Source organism: Pedococcus badiiscoriae, assembly GCF_013408925.1.
Classification (GTDB): Bacteria; Actinomycetota; Actinomycetes; order Actinomycetales; family Dermatophilaceae; genus Pedococcus; species Pedococcus badiiscoriae.
The window spans coordinates 1,550,598-1,574,658 of the sequence record NZ_JACCAB010000001.1 but is presented as its reverse complement, the minus strand read 5'-3'; the positions used below and the strand labels follow the sequence as shown (position 1 = coordinate 1,574,658).

The 24,061-nt window shown below is 71.7% G+C and carries 20 protein-coding genes; 9 read left to right on the top strand and 11 right to left on the bottom strand.

What is annotated here, in order from left to right; genetic code table 11:
• Position 1: 1 nt before the first annotated feature.
• From hutI to BJ986_RS07500, 3 genes are read right to left on the bottom strand one after another with little or no spacing between them, the layout of a single operon-like run.
• Entirely contained in the window at positions 2-1,171 is a 1,170-nt protein-coding gene (gene hutI / locus BJ986_RS07510) for an imidazolonepropionase (RefSeq protein ID WP_179421411.1), read from the bottom strand.
• Positions 1,168-2,505, bottom strand: a complete 1,338-nt coding sequence (locus BJ986_RS07505; protein ID WP_179421410.1) for a formimidoylglutamate deiminase — start codon at positions 2,503-2,505, stop codon at positions 1,168-1,170. Before BJ986_RS07505 ends, hutI begins: the two co-directional genes overlap by 4 nt.
• Positions 2,502-3,710, bottom strand: a complete 1,209-nt coding sequence (locus tag BJ986_RS07500; protein WP_337794991.1) for an allantoate amidohydrolase — start codon at positions 3,708-3,710, stop codon at positions 2,502-2,504. The genes BJ986_RS07505 and BJ986_RS07500 overlap by 4 nt, the downstream gene beginning before the upstream one ends.
• 182 nt (positions 3,711-3,892) lie before the next feature.
• Here BJ986_RS07500 and BJ986_RS07495 point away from each other — a divergent pair, with 182 nt between their 5' ends.
• A complete protein-coding gene (locus tag BJ986_RS07495; RefSeq protein ID WP_337794990.1) occupies positions 3,893-4,366 on the top strand; it encodes an aminoacyl-tRNA deacylase in 474 nt (157 codons plus the stop codon).
• 15 nt (positions 4,367-4,381) lie between these two features.
• Here BJ986_RS07495 and hutU read toward each other — a convergent pair whose 3' ends face one another.
• Both hutU and hutH read right to left on the bottom strand, forming a co-directional pair.
• The gene (gene hutU / locus BJ986_RS07490) at positions 4,382-6,037 is read right to left on the bottom strand and encodes a urocanate hydratase (RefSeq protein ID WP_179421408.1); all 1,656 of its coding nucleotides are present in this window, start codon (positions 6,035-6,037) and stop codon (positions 4,382-4,384) included.
• 54 nt (positions 6,038-6,091) lie between these two features.
• Positions 6,092-7,654: a histidine ammonia-lyase gene (hutH, locus tag BJ986_RS07485; protein ID WP_179421407.1), complete on the bottom strand. Its 1,563-nt coding sequence runs from the start codon at positions 7,652-7,654 to the stop codon at positions 6,092-6,094.
• A 79-nt stretch (positions 7,655-7,733) separates the two neighbouring features.
• Here hutH and BJ986_RS07480 point away from each other — a divergent pair, with 79 nt between their 5' ends.
• The 6 genes from BJ986_RS07480 to BJ986_RS07455 all read left to right on the top strand — a co-directional run bounded on the left by BJ986_RS07480 (position 7,734) and on the right by BJ986_RS07455 (position 12,896).
• Positions 7,734-8,495 carry an IclR family transcriptional regulator domain-containing protein gene (locus BJ986_RS07480; RefSeq protein ID WP_179421406.1) on the top strand — a complete coding sequence of 254 codons (762 nt, stop codon included), beginning with the start codon at positions 7,734-7,736 and terminating at the stop codon, positions 8,493-8,495.
• A gap of 100 nt (positions 8,496-8,595) precedes the next feature.
• Positions 8,596-9,165 (top strand): molybdenum cofactor guanylyltransferase, encoded by a 570-nt coding sequence (gene mobA / locus BJ986_RS07475; protein WP_179421405.1) that lies wholly within the window; start codon positions 8,596-8,598, stop codon positions 9,163-9,165.
• Positions 9,162-10,142: a zinc-binding dehydrogenase gene (locus tag BJ986_RS07470; protein ID WP_179421404.1), complete on the top strand. Its 981-nt coding sequence runs from the start codon at positions 9,162-9,164 to the stop codon at positions 10,140-10,142. Before mobA ends, BJ986_RS07470 begins: the two co-directional genes overlap by 4 nt.
• Before the next feature lie 76 nt (positions 10,143-10,218).
• The gene (locus tag BJ986_RS07465) at positions 10,219-10,581 is read left to right on the top strand and encodes a DUF1304 domain-containing protein (RefSeq protein ID WP_179421403.1); all 363 of its coding nucleotides are present in this window, start codon (positions 10,219-10,221) and stop codon (positions 10,579-10,581) included.
• Positions 10,582-10,618: 37 nt separating this feature from the next.
• Positions 10,619-11,218, top strand: coding sequence for a bacterial proteasome activator family protein (locus tag BJ986_RS07460; RefSeq protein ID WP_238338066.1), 600 nt, complete (start codon positions 10,619-10,621; stop codon positions 11,216-11,218).
• Between the two features lie 22 nt (positions 11,219-11,240).
• Entirely contained in the window at positions 11,241-12,896 is a 1,656-nt protein-coding gene (locus BJ986_RS07455; protein ID WP_179421402.1) for a DUF885 domain-containing protein, read from the top strand.
• A 31-nt stretch (positions 12,897-12,927) separates the two neighbouring features.
• Here the strand turns inward: BJ986_RS07455 and BJ986_RS07450 are convergent, their stop codons facing one another.
• Positions 12,928-14,583, bottom strand: coding sequence for an FAD-binding dehydrogenase (locus tag BJ986_RS07450; RefSeq protein ID WP_179421401.1), 1,656 nt, complete (start codon positions 14,581-14,583; stop codon positions 12,928-12,930).
• An 83-nt stretch (positions 14,584-14,666) separates the two neighbouring features.
• Between BJ986_RS07450 and BJ986_RS16605 the strand changes: the two genes are divergently transcribed.
• Both BJ986_RS16605 and BJ986_RS07440 read left to right on the top strand, forming a co-directional pair.
• Complete coding sequence (locus BJ986_RS16605) at positions 14,667-16,340, top strand: metallophosphoesterase (protein ID WP_179421400.1); 1,674 nt, start codon at positions 14,667-14,669, stop codon at positions 16,338-16,340.
• A 119-nt stretch (positions 16,341-16,459) separates the two neighbouring features.
• Positions 16,460-17,509, top strand: coding sequence for an SGNH/GDSL hydrolase family protein (locus BJ986_RS07440; protein WP_179421399.1), 1,050 nt, complete (start codon positions 16,460-16,462; stop codon positions 17,507-17,509).
• Positions 17,510-17,527: 18 nt separating this feature from the next.
• Here the strand turns inward: BJ986_RS07440 and BJ986_RS07435 are convergent, their stop codons facing one another.
• From BJ986_RS07435 to BJ986_RS07415, 5 genes are all read right to left on the bottom strand, one after another.
• Complete coding sequence (locus BJ986_RS07435) at positions 17,528-18,805, bottom strand: sugar ABC transporter permease (protein WP_179421398.1); 1,278 nt, start codon at positions 18,803-18,805, stop codon at positions 17,528-17,530.
• Positions 18,802-19,653: an ATP-binding cassette domain-containing protein gene (locus BJ986_RS07430; protein WP_179421397.1), complete on the bottom strand. Its 852-nt coding sequence runs from the start codon at positions 19,651-19,653 to the stop codon at positions 18,802-18,804. Before BJ986_RS07430 ends, BJ986_RS07435 begins: the two co-directional genes overlap by 4 nt.
• A gap of 139 nt (positions 19,654-19,792) precedes the next feature.
• Complete coding sequence (locus BJ986_RS07425; protein WP_179421396.1) at positions 19,793-20,884, bottom strand: substrate-binding domain-containing protein; 1,092 nt, start codon at positions 20,882-20,884, stop codon at positions 19,793-19,795.
• Positions 20,885-20,977: 93 nt separating this feature from the next.
• Positions 20,978-22,174: an ROK family protein gene (locus BJ986_RS07420; RefSeq protein WP_179421395.1), complete on the bottom strand. Its 1,197-nt coding sequence runs from the start codon at positions 22,172-22,174 to the stop codon at positions 20,978-20,980.
• A gap of 25 nt (positions 22,175-22,199) precedes the next feature.
• The gene (locus tag BJ986_RS07415; RefSeq protein ID WP_179421394.1) at positions 22,200-24,050 is read right to left on the bottom strand and encodes a glycoside hydrolase family 3 protein; all 1,851 of its coding nucleotides are present in this window, start codon (positions 24,048-24,050) and stop codon (positions 22,200-22,202) included.
• Positions 24,051-24,061 lie beyond the last annotated feature (11 nt).

Here is a 24,061-nt window from a genome sequence, read left to right as displayed (position 1 = left end):
GTCAGGCCTGCACGTCGAGGGCCTTGGCGATCGGCACCCCTGCGCGGTACGACAGGTGCACGTGGGACGGCGCGTCGAGCAGGGTGAGGTCGGCGCGGGCCCCCACGACGATCCGCCCGATGTCGCCGCGCCGCAACGCCTTCGCAGAGCCCGTCGTCGCCGCCAGCACCGCCTCGCCGGGCGTCAGGCCCATCTCGCGCACCGCGAGCGCGATGACGAACGGCATCGAGGACGAGTAGCAGGTGCCCGGGTTGCAGTCCGTCGCGAGCGCGATCGACACCCCGGCCTGCAGCAGCGCGGCCGCATCGGGATACGGCGAGCGGGTCGAGAACTCCACCCCGGGCAGCAGGGTCGCCACCGTCGTGTCCGCCGCGTCGGCCAGCGCGTTCACGTCGGACGCCGACAGGTAGGTGCAGTGGTCGACGCTGGCCGCACCGAGGTCCACGGCGAGCAGGACCCCGGGTCCGTGGCCCAGCTGGTTGCCGTGCACCCGCAGCTCGAGACCCGCGGCGCGCCCCGCGACGAGCACCGCCCGCGCCTCGTCCAGGGTGAACGCGTGGGGTGAGTGCGGTTCGCAGAACACGTCGATCCACCGCGCATGGGGAGCCGCCGCCTCGAGCATCGGCCCGGTGACGAGCTCGACGTAGGTCGCGCGGTCCTCGGCATACTCTCGCGGCACCACGTGGGCGCCGAGGAACGTCGTCTCGGTCGTGAACTCCCTGGCGATGCGCAGCGCCCGGGCCTCGTCCTCGATGGTCAGGCCGTACCCGCTCTTGATCTCGACCGTCGTCGTGCCCTGGGCGCGCATCTCGGCGACCCGCAGGGCCACGAGCGCCCGCAGCTCGTCGTCCGTGGCAGCCCGGGTGGCGGTCACCGAGGCGGCGATTCCCCCGCCGTCGTAGGACGTGCCGGACATCCGCGCGGCGAACTCGTCACCGCGGTCGCCGGCAAAGACCAGGTGGGAGTGCGAGTCGACGAAGCCCGGCAGCACCGCTCGGCCTCCGACGTCGAGGTGGTGGTCGGTCATCGGCGTCCCCGATGCCGGGCCCAGCCACGCCACGTGCCCGTCCTCGATGACGACCGCCGCGTCGTGGATGATGCCCAGCCCGTCCGTGGTGGTCCCGTCACAGGTGACGAGCTCAGCGATGCCGGTCACGACCGTGCTGCTCACTGGTGCTCCCTGACGTCGGACAGCGCCTTGCCGAGCAAGGCGGCCACGTCTCCCAGCCGGTGGCGGCCCGACTCTACGACCGTGCTCCCGCCGACGACCACCCGGTCGACGTCGGACCGCGTTGCGCAGTAGATGATCTGACCCGCCTTGGCGCCCGCGGTGTTGACCGTGTCGGTCCGCACGACGACGAAGTCCGCAGCCGCTCCGTCCGCGATGACCCCCGCGTCCTGCCAGCCGAGGCTGCGGTAGCCGTGCGCGGTGGCGGCGGTCAGCAGCTCGTCGGGGGTGAACCTGCCGCGCTCGTTGCTCGCGAGGCGCTCGTGCATCTCGAGCCCGCGCACCTCCTCGAACGGGTCGATGACCGCGTGCTGGTCCGACCCGAGCGACAGCCGCGCGCCCGCCTCGGTCAGCGCCCTCGCCGGACCGATCCCGTCGGCGAGGTCGCGCTCCGTGGTCGGGCAGAAGCAGGCGGTCGTGCCCGACGCGCCCAGGAGAGTGATGTCCCGCTCCGAGAGGTGGGTCGCGTGGACCGCGCTGAACCGCTCGCCCAGCAGGCCTGCCTCGTCGAGCAGCTCGGTGGGCGTGGCGTCGTAGAACATCTGGGTCGCGAGGTTCTCGGCCGGCTGCTCGCTCACGTGGGCGTGCACGATGCGTCCCCGGGTCACCTCGGCCATGGCCCGCAGGTCGTCGCGCGGCACGGCTCGCACCGAGTGGACCGCGGCACCGATCCGGGTCGTGGCGTCAGGGGACAGCGCGGCGACCCGGGTCGCCCACGTGTCGACGTCGCCGTCGGTGAACCGCCGCTGCACGTCGTCGAGGGGCAGGTGTCCGTCGCCCGCGAGACCGCCCGCGAGGTAGCAGGTGTCGAGCAGGGTGAGGCGCAGGCCGGCATCCCGCGCGGCCTCGATCAGGGCCTGCCCCATCGCGTTCGGGTCGGCGTAGGGCCGGCCGTCCACATCGTGGTGCACGTAGTGGAACTCGCCCACGACGGTGATCCCCGAGAGCACCATCTCGGCGAAGACCGCCCGCGCGAGGGCGAGGTAGGTGTCCGGCGTGAGGTGACGCGTGACGGCGTACATCTGCTGGCGCCACGTCCAGAAGTTTCCGCCGTCGCCATGGGTGCGCCCGCGCAGGGCACGGTGGAAGGCGTGGCTGTGGGCGTTGGCGAAGCCGGGCAGCACCACGCCGTGCAGTCGTTCGTCACCTGGTTCAGGGCGCCCGCGCTGGACCCTGGCGAAGACCCCGTCGACCACGTCGAACCGCACTCCGGTGGCCAGCCCGGTCGGGAGCCACGCGTGTTCGGCCCAGTAGCTGGCCGCGCTCCCGCTCGTCACGCCAGGGCTCCCGCCAGGTCCTCGAGGACGGCGGTCAGGGCCGCCACTCCTTCGAGGCAGTCACTGGGCTCGGCATGCTCCTCGGGTGAGTGCGAGATGCCCGTCGGGTTGCGGACGAAGAGCATCGCGGTGGGGATGCCGGCGTTCGCGAGGATGCCGGCGTCGTGCCCGGCACCAGTGCCGAGGACCGGTATGCCGCCGAGGCGCGTTCCGAGCCGCGCGCTCAGCGAGGCGTCGAACGGCGTGGACGGGGTCCAGGACTCCTCGGTGATCCGCCCGCCCGACTGCTCGACCATGGCGCTGATGTCGGCGACCGCCCGGCGGACGGCCCGTGGGCTCGCACCCCGGGCGTCCAGCCACCCGGTGACGGCACTCGGGATCGCGTTGACGCCGCCCGGAGTCACCACGACCTTGCCGATGGTCGCGACGCAGCCGTTGGTGATGGCGGCTTCACGGGCGGCGAGCACGGCACCGGCATACCCGAGCATCGCGTCGTGGCGGTCTTCGAGCCGCGTGGTCCCCGCGTGGTTGGCCTCGCCGGTGAAGTCCAGCCGCCAGCGGCCGTGGGGCCAGATGTCGCTGCCGACGGCCACGGGGTGGTCGAGGTCGACGAGCCCGCGCCCCTGCTCGACGTGGAGCTCGACGAAGCTGCCGATCCGGCGGATGGCATCGTCGTCGCGACCGATCTGGTGCGGGTCGCGGCCGGCTGCCTTGAGGGCGTCGGCCATGGTGGTGCCGTCGGCGTCGGTCAGGCTCCGGGCCCGGCGTGCGGTCATGGCGCCGGTGATGACGCGCGAGCCCGCGCAGGCGACACCGAACCTGGCGCCCTCCTCGTCGACGAAGTTCACCACGCCGATGGGCCGGGCGGGCTCGAAACCCTTGTCCCGCAACAGGTCGATGGCAGCCAGGGCGCTCACGACCCCCAGCGGCCCGTCGAAGGCGCCCCCGTCGGGGACGCTGTCCAGGTGCGATCCCGTGACGACCCCCTTGTCCCCGAGGGCGACCGCCGCGTCGGGATCGCCCCACCAGGCCCACTGGTTGCCCATCCGGTCCTCGGTGAGGTCGAGCCCGCGCACGGCACACTCGCCGGCGAACCACTCCCGCAGGTCGTGGTCCTCGCGGGTCCAGGCAAAGCGTCGATAGCCACCTGACTGGGCGCTGCGTCCGACGGGCTGGAGGTCAGCCCACATCGACTCGAAGCTCACGGTGCCCTCTCTGGCGGCGGCGGCAGGACTGGAGCCGGTCCCGCGGCGCGCGCAGACCGACGACCAGACCATTCCACACCAGGGGAGCCGATGATGTGGGGGCTCGGGCACCAATCCGTCTCGGATCGCAGACTCGCATGTGGCCATGGGTGGTCGGGGAGCACGACGCCTACGCTTGCGGCGTGAGTGACGACGGGACGGACCGGGCTGCTGCGGCCCTGGCCGCGAGCGGCATCGAGCACACCATCACCCGCCACGGCCGGGTGGGCTCGCTCGAGGAGGCTGCTGCGGCGCGAGGCGTGCAGCCCAGTGACATCATCAAGACCCTCGTGGTGCGCAGGGCGCAGGACGACTACCTCTTCGTCCTGGTGCCGGGTGGTCGCGAGATCTCGTGGCCCAAGCTCCGCGCCCTGCTCGGGGTGAACCGCATGTCCATGCCGGACGCCGCCACCGCCAAGGCCGTCACCGGCTACGAGCGCGGGACGATCACGCCGTTCGGCTCGCTGACGGCCTGGCCGGTGGTCGCCGACGCCACCGTGCTCGGGCGGGTCATCTCCATCGGAGCCGGCGGGCACGGTGTCGCCGCGACGGCGCGAGCCGATGACGTCGTGACCGCCCTGGGGGCCGAGGTCGCCGACGTTACCGACCCCGCCTGACCCGGCGGGGCGAGCTCAGCTCTCCCGCATGGGGATCCGCACGCCCTGCTCCTGGGCAGTCCGCTCGGCGATGTCGTAGCCGGCGTCGACGTGGCGGATGACACCCATCGCGGGGTCGTTGGTCAGGACCCGGGCGAGCTTCTGCGCCGCGAGCTCGGTGCCGTCGGCCAGCGAAACCTGGCCCGCGTGCAGGGAGCGTCCGATGCCGACCCCGCCACCGTGGTGGATCGAGACCCAGGACGCGCCGGACGAGGTGTTGACGAGCGCGTTGAGCAGGGGCCAGTCGGCGATGGCGTCGGAGCCGTCGAGCATGGCCTCGGTCTCGCGGTAGGGGCTGGCCACCGACCCGGTGTCGAGGTGGTCGCGGCCGATGACGATCGGGGCACTCACGTCGCCCTTGCGGACCAGCTCGTTGAACGCCAGACCCGCCTTGTCGCGCTCTCCCTGGCCGAGCCAGCAGATGCGAGCCGGCAGGCCCTGGAACGCGATCCGGTCCTGGGCGCCCCTGATCCACTTGTGCAGGCGGTCGTTGTCGGGGAAGAGGTCGAGGACGGCCTTGTCCGTGGCTGCGATGTCCTTGGGGTCGCCCGAGAGCGCCACCCAGCGGAACGGGCCCTTGCCCTCGCAGAACAGGGGACGGATGTAGGCCGGCACGAAGCCGGGGAACTCGAAGGCACGGTCGTAGCCGCCCTGCCTGGCCTCGTCGCGGATCGAGTTGCCGTAGTCGAAGACCTCGGCCCCGGCGTCCTGGAACTCGACCATGGCCTGCACGTGCTTGGCCATCGACTCGCGAGCGCGGTCGGTGAACTCCTCGGGCTTCTTCTCGGCGTACTCGTGCCAGTCGCCGACCTCGATCCCCTCGGGCAGGTAGGACAGCGGGTCGTGCGCCGACGTCTGGTCGGTGACGATGTCAATCGGCACCCCGCGACGCAGCAGCTCGGGGAAGACCTCGGCCGCGTTCCCGACCACACCGACCGACCAGGCGCGCCGTTCGTTCTTGGCGGCCACCGCCTTGTCGATGGCCTCGTCGAGGGAGTCCGCGACCTCGTCGAGGTAACGGTGCTCGACGCGACGTCGCAGCCGCGACTCGTCGACGTCGACGATGAGGCAGGCGCCGTCGTTCATCGTGACCGCGAGCGGCTGGGCGCCACCCATCCCACCGCACCCGCCGGTGAGGGTGAGCGTGCCCGCCAGCGTGCCGCCGAACCGCTTCTCGGCGATCGCGGCGAACGTCTCGTAGGTGCCCTGCACGATGCCCTGGGTCCCGATGTAGATCCAGGAGCCGGCGGTCATCTGCCCGTACATCGTCAGCCCGAGGTGCTCGAGCCGCCGGAACTCGGGCCACGTCGCCCAGTCCCCGACGAGGTTGGAGTTGGCGATCAGGACGCGCGGTGCCCACTCGTGGGTCTGCATGACGCCGACGGGGCGCCCACTCTGGACGAGCATGGTCTCGTCCTGCTTGAGGGTCGTGAGCGTGCGGACCATCGCGTCGAACGACTTCCAGTCGCGGGCCGCCCGACCGGTGCCGCCGTAGACGACGAGGTCGTCGGGACGCTCGGCGTTCTCCGGGTCGAGGTTGTTCATGAGCATCCGCAGCGGGGCCTCGGCCCCCCAGTGCTGGGCGGTGAGCTGCGAGCCGCGGGGTGCGCGGACGGGGCGAGCGCCTTCCATGTCGTTCTCCTTCAGGCCGGTTCGGGTGGTCGGGTGGTGGGGTATGCCGTGTGGTCAGTGGAGCGGGCCGGTCACCGACTCCGCGGCTGCGACCGCGGCTCGGGTGGCCACGAACTGCACGGCCGTCTCGATCTCCGGAGCGAGGAACCGATCGGGTCCCGGGCTGGGTGCGCCTGCCTCACGCAGGGCGCGCACGACGGCCCCGGTCGCGGGAGCGGGGGTGAGCGGAGCGCGCAGCTCGATGGCCCGGGCCGCGGTGAGCAGCTCGACCGCGAGGACCCGGGTCAACCCGTCGACCGAGCGACGCAGCTTGCGGGCCGCGGACCATCCCATCGACACGTGGTCCTCCTGCATGGCGCTCGACGGGATCGAGTCGACCGAGGCCGGTGCGGCCAGCCGCTTCATCTCGGAGACGATCGCAGCCTGGGTGTACTGGGCGATCATGTGGCCGCTGTCGACACCCGGGTCGTCGGCGAGGAAGGCGTTGAGCCCGTGGTTGCGGGAGACGTCGAGGAACCGGTCGGTGCGGCGCTCCGAGATCGAGGCCAGGTCTGCGGCGACGATGGCCAGGAAGTCGAGGACGTACGCCACCGGGGCCCCGTGGAAGTTGCCGTTGGACTCGACCCGGCCGTCGGGCGTGACGACGGGGTTGTCGACCGCGGAGGCGAGCTCGAAGCCGGCGACCGTCGCGGCATACTCCACGGTGTCGCGGACGGCGCCCGCCACCTGCGGCGAGCAGCGCAGCGAGTAGGCGTCCTGCACGCGGGTGCACGCCTCTGGGTCGCGGTGACTGTCGCGGATCCCGCTGTCCTGCATGAGCTTTCGCAGGTTCTCAGCCGACCTGGCCTGCCCCGGCTGGGGGCGCAGCGCGTGCAGGTCGGCGGCGAAGACGTCGTCGGTGCCGAGCTGCCCCTCGACGCTCATCGCCGCGGTGATGTCGGCCGTCGTGAGCAGCGAGCGCAGGTCGGTGATGGCGAGCACCAGCATGCCGAGCATGCCGTCGGTGCCGTTGATGAGGGCCAGGCCCTCCTTCTCGCGCAGCTCGACAGGGGTGATCCCGGCCGCCTCGAAGGCCTGCGCCGTGGGCATGCGCTCCCCCGCCACGTCGCGGACGACGCCTTCGCCCATCAGGGCGAGCGCGCAGTGGGACAGGGGCGCGAGGTCACCTGAGCAGCCGAGCGAGCCGTACTCGTGGACGACCGGGGTGATGCCCGCGTTGAGCATCGCGACATAGGTCTGGAGGGTCTCCTCGCGGATGCCGGTGCGTCCGGTGGCCAGGGTGGAGATCCGCAGCAGCATGAGCGCCCGGACCACCTCACGCTCGACCTCCGGGCCGGACCCGGCGGCGTGCGAGCGCACCAGCGAGCGCTGGAGCTGGGCCCGCAGCTCGACCGGGATGTGTCGGGTCGCCAGCGCACCGAACCCGGTGGAGACGCCGTAGTGAGCGATGGTGTCGTCGGCGAGCGCCTCGATCACCGCGCGGGTGCGCCGCACCTCCGCGAGCGACTCCGGGGAGATCTCGATCCTGGCGTCGTGCCGCGCGACCGCGACGACGTCGTCGAAGGACACCGGGCCGGTGCCGACGGTGACGGTGTGCGTGGAGGTGGTCTGCGTCATGCCTCCATTGCAGCGGAGGTGGGCCGCCTGCGCGCCCTCCGTGGGTGGCATACCGTCTCGCACCTGAGACACTGGGACCGTGGCCAACGCACCCGCAGCGCGGCATGCCCTCCAGCTGCTCACGCTCCTCGCCCGGCACACCGAGCCCCTGCCCGCGGGGTCGATCGCCCGAGAGCTGGGCCTTCCCCGCTCCACGACCTACCACCTGCTCGCCGTGCTGCGCGATGCCGGCTTCGTCGCCCACCTGGAGGAGGAACGGCGCTACGGGCTTGGCGTCGCCGCCTTCGAGCTCGGCTCGGCCTACCAGCGGCAGGCACCCCTCCAGCGGATCGCGCGGCCCCTGCTGGGACGACTCGTCGACCAGACCACCCACAACGCCCACCTGGCGGTCCTGCACGGCCGGGACGTCCTCTACGTCATCGAGGAACGCGCCCCCGGCCGTCCGCTGTTGGTGACGGACGTCGGGGTGCGGCTGCCGGCCACCCTCACCGCGAGCGGGTTGGCCATGCTCGCGCGGCTGCCCGCCGCGCAGGTGCGGGCGCTCTTCCCGCACAAGGACACCCTCGTGCAGCGCGACGGGCACGGACCCACCTCCGTCAGCGAGCTGCGTCGCGAGCTGACCATCGTGCGCGCCCGCGGCTATGCGACGGAGGACGACTCGGTGAGCGCCGGGCTGTCCTCGGTCGCGCAGGCCGTGCTCGACCACACCGGGCACCCCGTCGCGGGCATCGCCCTGACCTTCCCCCGTGACGGCGTCGACGACGACGAGCGCGCCCGGCTCGCCGCCGCCGTGTCGCGCGTGGCCGCCACCCTGTCGGCGCGGATCGGCGGCGGCCGCTGACACTGCGTGCTGCCGCTGCGCCCGTTGCGACAGAGCGGGCCGTCGCGACCGGCGGGCCCCGCGGACGTGCGCCGGCGTCCACAGCCCCCACAATGGCCGGATGACCCAGCCCGCCGTGACTGCCGTCGTCCTCTGCGGTGGCGCGGGACGGCGGTTCGGGGGCGACAAGACGCGCGCCGACCTCGCCGGGACCCCCGTGTTGGACCACGTCCTCGACGGACTGCCCTCGACCTGGCCGGTGATCTGCGTCGGCGAACCGCGGCACACCGCACGGCCGACCGCCTGGTGTCGCGAGCGCCCACCCGGGGGCGGCCCGGTGGCCGCGATCGCGGCAGCCCTCCCCCACGTCGGGACCCCGGTCGTCGTCCTCCTCGGTGGCGACATGCCGTATGCCGCCGGCCCGGCTCCCAGCCTCGTCTCCCGCCTGGCGGATGCTCCCGACGTCGAGGCGGTGCTCGGCAGCGATGGCGAGGGCCGCCTGCAGCCCCTGCTCGCGGCATACCGGACTAGCGCCCTGCGCGAGGCAATGCCAGACCCGGCTGCCGGAACCCCGTTGATGAGACTGGTCGACCTCCTGGCGACCCTCGTGGTCGACGTGCCCGAGGGATCGGCAGTCGACGTCGACACCGCCGAGGACCTCGAGGCGGCGCGCCATAGGCTCGACCCGTGAAGGCGATCACCATCCCGCAGCCCGGCGACCCGTCCGCCCTCGTCCTGGCCGAGGTCCCCGACCCGCAGCCCGGCCCCGGGGAGGTCAGGGTGCGCGTCGCGGCGGCCGGGGTCAACCGCGCCGACGTCATGCAGCGGATGGGGTTCTACCCGCCACCCGCGGGGGCTCCGGAGTACCCCGGCCTCGAGGTCAGCGGCACCGTGGACCAGGTCGGCGACGGCGTCGAGGAGTGGCGCGTCGGCGACGAGGTCTGTGCGCTGCTCTCGGGGGGTGGCTACGCCGAGCTGGTGTGCGTGCCCGCCGGCCAGCTCCTACCGGTGCCGACCGGTGTCCCGCTGGCGGATGCGGCAGCCCTGCCGGAGGTCGTCAGCACGGTGTGGTCGAACGTGTTCATGACGGCGAACCTCCTTCCGGGGCAGACGTTCCTCGTGCACGGCGGGTCCTCCGGCATCGGGACGATGGCGATCCAGCTGGCCCGCGAGGTCGGGGCTCGTGTCGCGGTCACCGCCGGGTCGGCAGCCAAGCTGGAGGTGTGCCGCGAGCTGGGCGCCGAGATCCTCGTGAACTACCGCGAGCAGGACTTCGTCGAGGAGCTGCGCACCGCCACCGCTGGGGCCGGAGCGGACGTCATCCTCGACAACATGGGCGCGAAGTACCTCGCCCGCAACGTCGACGCGCTCGCCCCGAACGGACGGCTCGTGGTGATCGGGCTCCAGGGAGGCGTCAAGGCGGAGCTCGACCTCGGGCTGCTCATGCGCAAGCGGGCGGCGGTCATCGCCACCTCGCTCCGATCACGCCCCGCCGACGAGAAGGCGACCATCGTCGCGGCCGTTCGCGAACACGTCTGGCCGCTGGTCTCGGCGGGTCGGGTCAGGCCGGTGATCCACGGCCGCTACCCGCTGGCACAGGCGGGCGACGCGCACCGCGAGCTCGAGGCCAGCGGGCACGTCGGGAAGATCCTGCTGACCGTGAGCTGACGGTTGACCCCCTGACCCGCCGACCGCGTCGGCCAGAGTGGCCGCGCGCAACGGCGGCGTCTGCCACCCTGAGGCCATGAACGCAGTCGCCGCCGTGCTGGTCGCCGTCGTCGCCCTGATCCACGTCTACATCGTGGTGCTCGAGATGGCCCTCTGGACGACTCCCCGCGGACGGGCCGCCTTCGGCCTCACGCAGGAGTTCGCCGAGCAGACCCGGACGCTCGCCGGCAACCAGGGCCTCTACAACGGCTTCCTCGCCGCCGGGCTCCTCTGGGGCATCGTCGGCCCGGACCACCTGCGCTTCGGGTTCCAGGTGTTCTTCCTGCTCTGCGTCATCGTGGCGGGCGTCTACGGAGCTGCGACCGCCAGCCGCCGGATCCTGCTCGTCCAGGCAGTGCCCGGAGCCCTCGCACTGGCCGCGGTCCTCCTGGCCCGCTGACCCCGCGCGCCCTGGGCCGGTGGGGCAGGATGGTGGCATGACCCAGACGCCACACGAGCGTGACAGTGAGCCCGTCCCGACCGGCAACGGCGACCAGCAGCGAGTCGTGGTCGTGACCCAGGACGGCATGGGCGTCGCGCCCCACCGCGACGGTGAGGACGGACCCACCAACCCGGCCGACCTGGTGGAGCAGCCGGCCAAGGTCATGCGCATCGGCTCGATGATCAAGCAGCTGCTCGAAGAGGTGCGCAACGCTCCCCTCGACGAGGCCGGCCGGGCGCGGCTGGCCGAGATCCACCGTCGGTCGATCAAGGAGCTGGAGGACGGCCTGGCCCCCGAGCTGATCGACGAGCTCGAGCGGATTGCCCTGCCCTTCAACGAGAACGAACCTCCCACCGATGCCGAGCTCCGCATCGCACAGGCCCAGCTGGTGGGCTGGCTCGAGGGCTTGTTCCACGGGATCCAGACGGCGCTGTTCGCCCAGCAGATGGCGGCCCAACAGCAGCTCCAGCAGATCCGGCGGGCGCTGCCGCCCGGGCACGCCCACGAGGGCGGACCGGGCGTCGAAGGCATGCCGGGAGCACCCGGCATACCTCCTGGCCCCGGCGACAGCGGTCCAACCGGTCAGTACCTCTGAGCGAGCCGGTACGTTCAGCGGCATGAACGACTCGGTGCAGCAGCTGGCGGACGACTTCCACGACCACCGCATGCGGACGTCGCCCACCTGGGCACACATGCTCGGTGACTACCGGTTCGCCGACCAGTTCGAGGACGGCTCGCGGGCGGCGGAGGACGCCGAGACCGCTGCCCTGCGCGAGTTCGCCACCCGCGCCCGGGCCATCCCCGACGACGGCCTCGACGGACCGGACCGCGTCACCCGCGACATCATCGCCTTCGACGCGACCACGTCCGCCGACGTCGCTGAGACGCACCTGGCGGAGTTCGGGGTCGACCCCGTCTTCGGGATGCAGGTGGCCCTCGGCGTGACGGTCGCGGGGCTGTCGCTGCCGACCGCGGAGGTCGCCGAGGCCATGGTGTCCAAGTACCGGGGCATCGGCCGGAACATCCGCGAGTTCGCCGAGCGGCACCGCGAGGGCGTCGCCTCCGGCCGCACTCCGACCACCTTCGCCGTGGAACGCGCGATCGAGCAGGTGGAGCAGTGGCTGGCCACCCCGCTGGACGAGGACGTGCTCCTCACCTCCACGAGCGAGCCCCCGGCGGGCCTTGACGTCGAGGCCTGGCGCGGCCGTCTCACGCAGGTCATCGCCGCCGAGGTGCGTCCGGCCCTCGCGGCGTTCCGCGACGTGCTGCGCGACGAGGTCGCCCCGGTCATGCGCCCCGACGAGCAGTGCGGCCTGTCCTGGCTGCCGGACGGCGAGCAGACCTACGCCCGCCTCCTCGCCCGCGACACCACGACCTCCCTGACCGCCGCCGAGATCCACGAGATCGGGCTCGAGCAGATCGCCTCCCTCGAGGACGAGTACCGCACGCTCGCGCCGCCGGTGGTGGGCACCGACGACCTGCCGTCGATCTACCGTGCCCTGCGCGAGGACCCGGCCCTGCGGCACTCCAGCACCACCGACATCGTGGCCGCCTGCGAGGCGGCGTTCGCCAAGGCGCGCGGCGTCATGCCCCAGTGGTTCGACCGGCTCCCGGTCGCGGACTGCGTGGTGCGGGCGACCGACGTCGGCGCCGCCGCCTACTACTTCCCACCCGCGGACGACGGCAGCCGCGGCGGCACGTTCTACATCAACACGGCTGACCCGGCGCACTGGGGCCGCTTCGAGCTCGAGGCGCTGTCCTACCACGAGGGCATCCCCGGTCACCACCTCCAGCTGGCCATCGCCGGCGAGCTGACCGAGGTGCCGAAGTACCGCAAGTTCACGATCTTCAACGCCTACGCCGAGGGCTGGGGGCTCTACACCGAGCGCCTCGCCGACGAGATGGGGCTCTACACCAGTCCCCTCGAACGGCTGGGCATGCTCACGATGGACTCCATGCGTGCCTGTCGGCTGGTCGTCGACACCGGTGTGCACGCGATGGGGTGGAGCCGGCAGCGAGCCGTCGACTACATGGTCGCGAACTGCCCGCTCAGCGTGGGTGGGGTCAAGGCCGAGATCGACAGGTATGCCGTGACCCCCGGTCAGGCGTGCGGCTACATGATCGGTCGGCTGGAGATCCTGCGGATCCGCCGCGAGGCGCAGGGGCGCCAGGGGGACGCGTTCGACGTGAAGGCCTTCCACAACGCGGTCCTGGACGGTGGCAGCGTCCCGCTGGCCGTGCTCGACACGGTCGTCCGCGACCGCCTCCCCTGATCAGGCGCTCGGCTCGTCAGCCGACGGCCGGTCAGGCGACGGCTGCCGCGGCCGCCCGGCCCGCGGTGCGCCCGGAGAAGATGCAGCCGCCCAGGAAGGTGCCCTCGAGCGCCCGGTAACCGTGCATGCCACCGCCGCCGAAGCCGGCGACCTCGCCCGCGGCATACAGGCCGGGCACGGGCTCTCCTGACGCGGACAGGACCCGCGAGGAGAGGTCTGTCTCGAGTCCGCCGAGGGTCTTGCGGGTGAGGATGTTGAGGCGCACCGCGATGAGCGGACCGGCCTTCGGGTCGAAGATGCGGTGGGGGGTCGCCGTGCGGATCAGCTTGTCCCCACGGTAGTTTCGCGCTCCCCGGATGGCGGTCACCTGAGCGTCCTTGCAGAAGTCGTTGGCGATCTGCCGGTCGCGCTCGATGATCTGGCGTTCGAGGTGGGCCAGGTCCAGCGGGGCGTCCGGAGTGAGGGCGTTCATCTTCGCGACCAGGTCCTGCAGCGTGTCGGCCGAGACGAAGTCCGCCCCCTTGTCGAGGAAGGCCCGCACCGGCGCCGGCATGTCGGCCCGCGCCCGCCCGAGCACGTCCGTGACCGACTTGCCGGTGAGGTCGGGGTTCTGCTCCGACCCCGACAGCGCGAACTCCTTGCCGATGATCTTCTTCGTCAGGACGAACCAGCTGTGGTCGTGGCCGGTCTGCCGCAGGTGGGCCAGGGTGCCGAGGGTGTCGAACCCCGGGAACAGCGGCGCGGGGAGACGGTCACCGTTGCCGTCGAACCACAGCGAGCTCGGCCCGGGCAGGATGCGGATCGCGTGCGACGGCCAGATCGGGTCCCAGTTCTCGATGCCCTCCACGTAGTGCCACATGCGGTCGCGGTTGACCAGGCGGCCACCCGCGGCCTCGGTGATGGCGAGCATCCGGCCGTCGACGTGGGCCGGCACCCCGGTGAGCATGTGCTCGGGAGCCTTGCCGAGGCGCTTCGGCCAGTTCGCCCGGACGAGGTCGTGGTTGGCGCCGATGCCGCCGCTGGTGACGATGACGGCTTGGGCGCTGAGCTCGAACTCGCCCACGGCCTCGCGGCTGGTGGGCCGGCCGCGCTCGGCGCGGTCGTCGGCGAGCAGGGTCCCGCGCACCCCGGTGACCGCGCCGTCGCTGGTGACCAGCTCGTCGACCTGGTGGCGGTGCCTGAGCTCGACCCGGCCGGCCGCCACGTGCTCGGCGACGCGGCGCAGGAACGGAGCCAGCACCCCGGGCCCGGTCCCCCAGACGATGTGGAACCGCGGCACCGAGTTGCCGTGCCCGGACGCGGAGCCGTCGCCACGCTCGGCCCACCCCACGACGGGGAAGAACCGCATGCCCTGCTGGTGCAGCCAGGACCGCTTCTCACCGGCCGCGAAGTCGACGTAGGCCCGGGCCCACTGCGCGCCCCACTTGTCCTCGTCGTCGAGCCGGTCGAACCCCGCCGAGCCCTGCCAGTCCTGCCACGCCAGGTCGACGTCGTCCTTGATCCCCATCCGGCGCTGCTCGGGACTGTCCACCAGGAGCAGGCCACCGAACGACCAGTGGGCCTGGCCCCCGAGGTTGGCCGCGCTCTCCTGGTCCACCACGAGGACGCGGCGTCCTGCATCGGCGATCTCGGCGGCAGCGACGAGTCCGGACAGACCGGCTCCGACCACGATGACGTCAGCGTCCATGAGCCCAACCTACGGTCCGGTAACCTCGCCCGTCACGCGAACTGGTCCAGCCGACCGCCTTCGCTGCCCGTTACGGTGGAGAGGTGAGCACGCCCCCTGAGAGCCCACACCAGTGGCGGCGTGTGTCCCGGTGGCTGCTGCGGATCGGCGCGCTGCTGCTGCTCTTCGTGGCGTGCAACAGCGGTGGCGTGGCTGCGACCACGCTGTTCCCGAGCAGCGCCGAGACCCTCAACTACGGCGCCGACCTGCGGCTGTCACTGGACCCCCACGACGTGTCCGCCATCCAGAGCCCGACCATCTTCGGCGACATCCGGATGGACTTCTCCAGCCTCGTGCCCGCGCCCGGCGTGGTCGCAGAGGTGCACGTCAAGCCCCGCATCACCGACCTGCTCGCGCGCCCCAACGTCTCGGTCCGGTCGCTCCAGCCCGGTCCGCTCGAGCTGGAACGCGCTGCCCGGGTCGGCGCGATCGCGCTGGGCTGGCGGTTCGCGGCGGGTGCCCTCGTCGTCGCACTCCTCAGCCTCGGCGGGTATGCCGCGTGGCGGCGTCGCCGGCCGCGCGTGCGATGGAGCGCGACGGTCGCCTCGGTGTGGGTCGCCTCGTGCGTCGCGACGTTTGCCGTGGTCGGGCTGACCTACCAGCCAGAGCGGCTCGACAGCTTCACCACGACCGGCATCCTCGGGACGGTCCAGCGCAACGCCGACCTCCTGGAAGGCGTCGAGACACGGGCCCAGCAGGTCACGCCCTACCTCAAGAACCTGCTGGCCCTGTCCTCTGCCCTGCAGGACAAGTACCGCCCGCAGGTCCTCGACCAACCGGTGGCGGCGCGGATCCTGCTGGTGTCGGACATCCACGGGGCCAACCAGTACGCCCTCATGAAGACCATCGTCGACCAGGAGCGGATCGACGCGGTGATCGACTCCGGAGACCTGGTGAACTTCGGCAGCGCCACCGAGGCGGACGCCGCCGACCTCTTCAGTGGCATCGCCTCCCTCGGCGTGCCCTACCTGTTCGTCAAGGGCAACCACGACGCCCGTTCCGACGTCGACCGCGAGCTGCTGGACCGGCTGGCCCGTGTCAAGAACGTCGTGCTGCTCGAGCCCGATGCGCAGACCTACACGGTCGAGGGCATCCACGGGATCCGGATCGCCGGGTTCAACGACCCGCGGTGGTTCGGGGACGACAACACGAACAACGCCGCCAAGCAGAAGCCGGCCGCCGCGCGGTTCAACGCTGCGATGGCCGACCAGCCGGTCCCGGACGTCGTCGTGACGCACGAACCCGCGGCGGCGAGGGACGTGGCCAGGGCGGGAATCCGCATCAACGGCCACATGCACGCCGCTCTGCTCGAAGGGGCACGGATCGGGGTCGGCACCTTCACCGGCGGAGGACCCTTCAGCCACTTCATCGCCAGCGGGACCGTCGGCCCCAACGGGGACACGTCGGATCTTGGAGAGCTGACCGGCCAGCCGTCCGCGTTCGACATCGCGACGTTCGGCACCGACTGCCGACTCGCCTCCCTCACCCGGTACCAGTTCCGCAACGTCATCGAGGGTCGCCCCGCCTACGACGACGTGACCCTCATCAACGGGGCCCGGATCGAGGAGCGCGTGCCCGACCTGACGCCGCCGACCGGGCCGACCCGGCCGACCCGGCCGGCTGACGCCGCGGCGACCGCCGGCACCGCGACGCCGGCGCGGGCCTGCGCCTCGACCATGGAGCAGACCAGGGAGCGCGTGGCCATCCCCCCGGGGTGATCCACTCCTGCGGGTAAGAACTTGGCAAGTCTTCGTCCCGTTTCCTCCGGCAGCCCCCGACCCGGTCCTGCTGGCCCTACTGTGCGATCACGGATCCAGCGGAGCACGGGGAGATGTCGATGGCGATGACTCGGACGTTCGGCGCGGTGGCAGCACTCGGCGCCGCGGCCGCCTTCGCTCTCCCGGCGGCCCCCGCCCAGGCCGCGGGCTCCTACGTGGCGCTGGGCGACTCGTACGCCTCCGGCACGGGCACCCGGACCTACCTCCGCGACGGCACCACGTGCCAGCGCTCGGTCTACGCATACCCGTCACTCATCTCGGCGAGCAAGGGGCTGACCCTGAACTTCCGGGCCTGCTCGGGCGCCACGGTCGCCGATGTGACCAACACCCAGCTGAGCGCCCTCAGCTCGGCGACGACGCAGGTCTCGATCTCCGTCGGCGGCAACGACGCGGGATTCGCCAGCGTCCTCACCGAGTGTGCGAAGCCCGGGTGGATGAGCAACTGCAACGGGGCCATCGACGGCGCTCAGTCCATCATCACCGGCACGCTGCCGGCCAGGCTCTCCACGGTGTTTGCCGCGATCAGGGCCAAGGCACCGAACGCCAAGGTCGTCGTCGTCGGCTACCCGCGGATCTTCCAGGGCGAGGACTGCAACGCCTTGACCTGGTTCTCCCCCGCCGAGGAGACGCGGCTGAACCAGACGGCCGACCTGCTCAACAGCAAGATCTCGGCGCAGGCGAGCGCCAAGGGGTTCATCTTCGCGAACCCGACCAGCCGCTTCCTCGGCCACGCCGTGTGCGACCCCGTCGAGTGGCTCAACGGACTCTCCAACCCCGTCGGTGAGAGCTACCACCCCAACGTCGCCGGCCACCGCGACGGCCTCGCCCCGCTGGTCAGCACCCCGCTGACCGGCAGTGCGTTCACGAGCACCACCGCCACCCTGCGCACGGCAGCCGCGTCGGCGGACCGCCTCGCCAGCCAGCAGCGACGCTTCGCGACAGCCGACGCGTCCATCGTTCCCGAGCAGTTCCGGCTGCCCGACCTGACCACCGCGGCCGCCAGGGCCGCGGCCCGGCGCGCGGGGGTCGACCTCGGTTCACGCGCCAGCATCGACTCCGCCGACCGCGCCTGGTCGCAGCGTCAGGCCGCGCAGTACGCCACCCGCTGACGACGGTGGGGTGAACCCTCAGGCGCGCCCGTGGGCGGCACGGCTGCGACGGCTGAGGGAGTCGACGATGACCGCGAGCAACAGGACGCCCCCGGTGATCATGTAGCGCTCCGGAGAGCCCAGGTTGACCAGGCTCAGCCCGTTGGAGATCGACTGGATCACCAGGATGCCCAGCAGCGCGGAGTAGGCCGACCCGCGACCACCGAACAGCGAGGTGCCACCGATGACCGCCGCGGCGATCGCGTTGAGGTTGGTGTCCACGCCGCCGCTGGCCTGGTTGGCCGACGCGAGGCGTCCGGCCGCGAGCAGTCCACCGAGTGCGGCGAGCGTGGAGCAGAACACGAAGACCGAGACGTAGACCCGCTTGACGTTGATGCCGGCCCGGCGAGCGGCCTCGACGTTGCCACCGATCGCCAGCACCGAACGACCCCACCGGGTGCGGCGGATCACGAAGTCGAAGATGACGACCATCGCGACGAACAGCAGGAACATGTAGGAGACCCCGCGGTCGCGGTTGAGCACGTACACCGGGATGCCCAGCAGGAGCAGGATCGCCACGGCGCGGGCTGCGAGCGTCATCAGGGGCGTCGTCGAGAGGCCTGCGGCGGTGCGGCGCTGGTTGGCCCGCCACCGGGTCGCGAGGTAGGCGACGACGACGAGGACGACCAGGACGTAGGAGACCGCGGTGGACAGGAAGCTCGCCTGGGCGAACTTCACCAGCCCGGAGTCGAACGGGATGTTGATCGACCCCTCCTTGCCGAGCACCTTGAGCTGGAGGCCGAGGAACGCCAGCAGCCCGGCAAGGGTGATGACGAAGCTGGGCACCCCGAAGCGGGTGTAGAGCAGGCCGTAGAGCGAGCCGATGACTGCACCGGCCACCAGGGACGCGAGGATCGCGAGCGGCAGGGCCCAGCCGTGCCCGACGAAGCCGACCGCCAGGATCGCCGCCGAGAGGCCACTGATCGAGCCGACCGAGAGGTCGATCTCACCCAGCAGCAGCACCAGGACGATGCCCAGCGCGATCGTGCCCGTGGCGGCGCTCTGCTGGGTGAGGTTGACGAGGTTGCGGCTCGAGAGGAAGGCGTCGTTCTCGTAGGCGAAGACGCCCCAGATGACGACGAGGCCGACGACGACCGGCAGGGACCCCAGGTCTCCGCCGCGCAGCCTCGAGAGGAACACGCGCACGAGGCCGCCGATGCCCTGCGAGGCGATGAGGCGCTCATCCTGGAGGTCGGCGGGGAGGGCGGCCGTCGCGTCGAGCGTCTGAGCCTCGGGGGTGGGGGTCGGGGTGCTCATGACTGCTCCTCCGTGATGGTCGTGGGGGCGGCAGCGGAGGTGGCACTCGAGGTGTCAGCCGGACCCCCGCGACGGGCGGCGCGCTCGGAGACGGCGTTGGTCGTGGCGCCGGTGATGGCGGCGATGATCTCCTGGCTGGTGGTCTGGCTGACGTTGAAGGTGCCGTTGTTGCGGCCGAGCCGCAGCACCGAGACCCGGTCGGCGACAGCCATCACGTCGGACATGTTGTGGCTGATGAGGATGACGCCGAGGCCGTTCTCCCGCAGGCGTTCCACGAGGTTGAGCACCTCGGCGGTCTGCGCGACGCCCAGCGCCGCCGTCGGCTCGTCGAGCATCACGACCTTGGGGGCGCCGAGCAGGGAGCGGGCGATGGCGACGGTCTGCCGCTGGCCACCGGACAGGCTGGCCACCGGGATCCGCACGGAGGGGATCTTGGCGCTGAGCTGGCGCAGCAGCCGCCAGGACTCCTGCTCCATGGTCACCTCGTCGAGGGCCCGGCCGCGGTACAGCTCGCGACCCAGGAACAGGTTGGCGACGACGTCGAGGTTGTCGCAGAGGGCGAGGTCCTGGAACACCGTGGCGATGCCGAGGCCCTGGGCCTCGGCCGGGCTGGCAACGCTCGCGGCCGTGCCGTCGAAGGTCATCTGCCCTTCGTCGGGGGTGTAGACCCCCGCGATCGTCTTGACCAGCGTGGACTTGCCCGCGCCGTTGTCACCGACGAGCGCCACGACCTCCCCGGCGTGCACGTCGAAGTCGATGTCCTTGAGTGCTTGCACGGCGCCGAAGCGCTTGGAGATGCCGGTCAGCGCCAGGACGGCCGTCGTCGGCGGCGAGAGGGTCGCGGTCATGTCAGTCCTTCGATGGTTCGGTGGGCCGGAGCGGGTGCGGGTCCCGTGGCGGACCGGGTCCGTCGTGCCGGTATGCCGCGTGCGCCGGCGGGTGGGAGCGGCGCGGAGGCGCTGCTCCCACCCGCTGGTGCGGGGTGCGTCAGCTCAAGCCTGCCTTGGCGCAGGCACTCGCGAAAGCACCGGTGCAGATGTCGGTGATCTTGTAGACGCTGTCCTTGAGGATCGTGTCCTTGACCTTGTCCTTGGTGACCGCGATCGGGGTGAGGATCGTCGAGGGCACACCCTGGGTGTCGACGGTCGACGTGGGCTTCTGCTTGTTGGCCAGCGCGAGGGCTGCCTTGGCTGCGGCCTCTGCCTCCGGCGGCACCGGCTTGTAGATCGTCATGGCCTGGTCCCCGGCGAGGATCCGCTGGATGGCGGCGAGCTCGGAGTCCTGCCCGGTGACGGGGGGCAGCGGGTTGACGCCGCCGGCCTTGAGGGCGGCGATGGCGCCACCGCCGGTGCCGTCATTGGCCGCGTAGACACCGACGAGGTTGCCCTTGACGGCCGAGATCTGGCCCTCCATCCACGCCTGGGCCTTGTCGGGGCTCCAGTCCGGGGTGTCGTACTCGGCGGCGATCTTGAAGCCGCTGGAGTCGAGGACGCTGTGGGCGCCCTTCTTGAACGACGCCGCGTTGGGGTCGGTCGGCGAGCCGTTGATCATGACGATGTCGCCCGAGGTCTTGCCGTTGGCCTTGATGGTGTCCACGAGCGTCTGGGCCTGGATCTTGCCCACCGTCTCGTTGTCGAAGGAGACGTAGTAGTCCGCGCCGGCGATGAACCGGTCGTAGGCCACCACCGGGACGCCCTGGGCCTTGGCGCTGGCGACGACCGAGGCTGCGGCCTTGCCGTCCACCGGGTCGAGGACGAGCACGTTGGCGCCCTGGGTCAGCGCGGCCTCAGCCTGCTGCTGCTGCTTGGCAGGGTCCTGGTCGGCGTTGCTGTAGATGATCGTGCAGGACGCGCAGTCCTTCTTGACGGCGGCCTCGAACAGCGGGCGGTCGAAGGTCTCGTAGCGGGTCGTCTTGGACTCGGGCAGCAGGAGGGCGATCTTCTTGCCGCCGCCGCCACCACCACTGGACGAGCTGCTACCGGAACCGGTGCTGCCGCTGTTGCCACAGGCGGCAAGCGACGCGAGGCCGAGGCCAGCCACGAGAGCGGCCCCGGCGAGACGAATGGAACGGGTGGGCATAGCTGAACTCCCTTGGTCAGGCGCCGACAACCACGTTGGTGCGGGCGTGCACCTGAGTTAAGCGCGACCTACCCTTGACGTCAAGAGTTGAATTCAAGAAATGGATACGGCGGTCGCCAGCACACCCGCGCCGGCAGGCAGCAGAGCCGCTGCGGACACCAGGGCGCCGACCACGTCGGCGTCCATCTCGAGCTCGCTCTCGCGCAGCACCACGGAGGCCGCGGCGCTCGGGATGGCGCATCGCTCGAGCGAGGCGCGCATCGGGCTGAGGATGATCGAGCCCACCCTGGACAGCTGGCCACCGAGCACGATCACCTCGGGGTTGAGCAGGTTGACCAGGCCCGCGACGGCGACCCCGAGGTGCCGACCGGCATCCTCGAGCACGCGCCGACAGCCCGGGTCCCCGTCGAGCGCGCGGGTGATCACGTCACGCAGGCTCAGCGGTCCGTGCGAGGAGGCCAGCGCGTCGAGCAGCCCGCGGGCTCCGATGTAGGTCTCCAGGCACCCCCTGTTGCCGCAGCGGCAGACGGGCCCGTTCTCGTCGATCGTGAGGTGCCCGATCTCCCCGGCCGTGCCCGCAGCGCCGCGGAACAGGTCGCCGTCGAGGATCAGGCCGGCCCCGACGCCATAGGACAGCTTGATGTAGACGCCGTGCTGAACTCCTTGCAGCACACCGCATCTGAGCTCGCCCAGGGCCGCCAGGTTGGACGTGTTGTCGACCGCCACGGGCGCCTGGATGCGGCCCTGCATCTCGGCTGCCACGGCCACCCCCCGCCAGCCGGGCAGGATGCTCTCGCTCCCCACCTGACCTGAGACGGAGTCGACCGGGGCGGGGATGCCCACGCCCACCGCGCGGACGTCCGCCATGGTCTTGCCGGCCTTCTCCACCAGGTCGAGCAGCAGCCGGGACGCCCGGTCCATCCCCTCGTCGGCGGCGTGGTCGGCGGGCAGCGGCATGCGCTGGCGGCCGATGATGTCGCGCGGGCTCGTGCCCAGCGCCACCCGCACGTCGCGGTCGCCGAAGGCGATCCCGGCGATGAGCGTGCTTCCCGTGGCCAGCGAGACCAGCACGGCCCGACGACCGTTCCTGATGCTCGGCTCGAGCTCGACCGCCCCCGAGGTGTCCAGCTCCTTGACCATGTTGGAGACGGTCGCGGGACTGAGCCCGGTGAACCCGGCGATCTCCACCTGGGTCATCGCACCCTGGTCGCGGAGAGCCTCCAGGACGCGCAGCCTGTTGGCTTCACGCAGGGATGCCTGCGAGCCGGGGGCCGCCTGGGATGGATTCACGGCCTAAACATAAAGGGTGACGCGGTCAAACGGTAGGGATGACTGAGAGGCCGTGCCCGAACGCGAACAGCGGGTCGTCGTAGCCGGGGACGTCCTCGCCGTGCCGGCGGACCTGCTCCATCGAGCGCGGCAGGTCGAAGGGCAGCCGGCCCACCGGCGCGATCGTGCAGGTCAGGGCATCGACCAGCGCCGCGTCGCTCGTGCCGTAGCTGCCGACGAGGGCGCTCGCCAGCGGCAGCAGGGGGGTCAGGACGGCGGGTCGGTCCAGGACGACGTCGATCACCAGCGGGCAGTGCGCCGCGATCCGGGCCAGGCGAGACGCCAGACCGGGCTGGAAGTCGAGCGACCCCTGGTGGAACCACGACTCGAGGAAGAGGTCGGACCTCGGGTCGAACGGCGCCATCAGCCGCACCAGCGCGACGTCGGCGTCCTCGGGCCGGTCGACCTGCTCACCCAGGGCTGCGACCGCGTCCGCGGAGATGTTCTCGGCATAGACCCGCTGGTCCCGGGCGAGCGGGAGCACCGGCGGGCGCCCGTGCGCACCGTTCTGGAGGACGGTCACCGACCGTGCCTGCGCGGCATACCCGGCATCGCGAAAGTCCTTGCGCCCCACGGTCTGCGCGGCGGCGTCCTCGTCGACGAACGGGTCGTCGAACAGGCCGAGCCGGAACTTCACGGCGAGCAGCCGTCGCACCGACTCGTCGATGCGCGACTCGCTGACCCGGCCCTGCGCCACGAGCTCGAGGAGGAGCTCGACACACTCCTCGCCACCGAACTGGTCCGCACCGGCCTCGATGATCAGCTCCATCCGGGCCGCCGGGTCGAGGTGCTCGACCCCCCAGGCCCGCGCCGGCAGCACCTGGTCGCCCACGTGGTTGTCGTTGACGAGCTCCCAGTCGGTGACGACGACCCCGTCGTAGCCGAGGGTGCCGCGCAGCAGCCCCGTGATGATCTGCTTGTTGAAGCCGAACCCGACCTCCTCGATCTTCTCGCCGTCGATGTCGAGCGCGATGGGCATCCCGTAGTACGGCATGATCGCCGCGGTCCCGGCCGCGATGATCGGCGGGAACGGCTTGAGGTGGTCGGCGAACCGGTCTCCGGGGTAGACCTGCTCGCGGCCGTAGGGGAAGTGCGCGTCCTCCCCGTCCTTCTGCGGCCCGCCGCCGGGGAAGTGCTTGCTGGTGCAGGCGACGCTGCCGGCGCCGAGCGAATCCTGTTGGAAACCCTGCAGATACGCGACAGCCAGCTCGGTCACGAGGTCTGGGTCCTGGCCGAACGTGCCCGACTGGCGCGCCCACCGGGGCTCGGTGGCGAGGTCGAGGGTTGGATGCAGCGCGGCACGGATGCCGACGGCGCAGTACTCCTGGCGGGCGATGTCACCGAACTCGCGGACGAGGGCGGCGTCGCGCAGCGCAGCCAGCCCGAGGGACTCGGGCCACTGCGAGAACGCCTTGGCGGCGAACGAGGCGCCGGCGTTCTCGATGAAGGCGTGCCGCGGGTCCGTGGAGATCGTGACCGGTATGCCGTGCGGGGCCTGCTCGGCGATGGCCTGCAGCGCGTTGTGCCAGCGCGCGGCCATCCGGGCGTCGTCGAGGGCGTGGACGTTGAAGTGCGTGAGGTGCTTGCGGAGCACCACCTCGGAGGTGCCCGACTTGCTGATGTCCCCCGGCGCCTCCTTGACCGTGCCGTCGGCACCGGCCTCGATGACGGTCTGGAACATCAGGCCGACCTTCTCCTCCAGCGACAGTCGGGGGAGCAGGTCGGCGACCCGCTCCTCGACGCTGCGTCGAGGGTCCTCGAACGGGTCCATGCGGCCGTTCCCGTTGAGGTCGCGGTACTCGACTCCCTCAGGGCTGGTCTTCCTGACCGGGTGCATGGGGTCGGGTC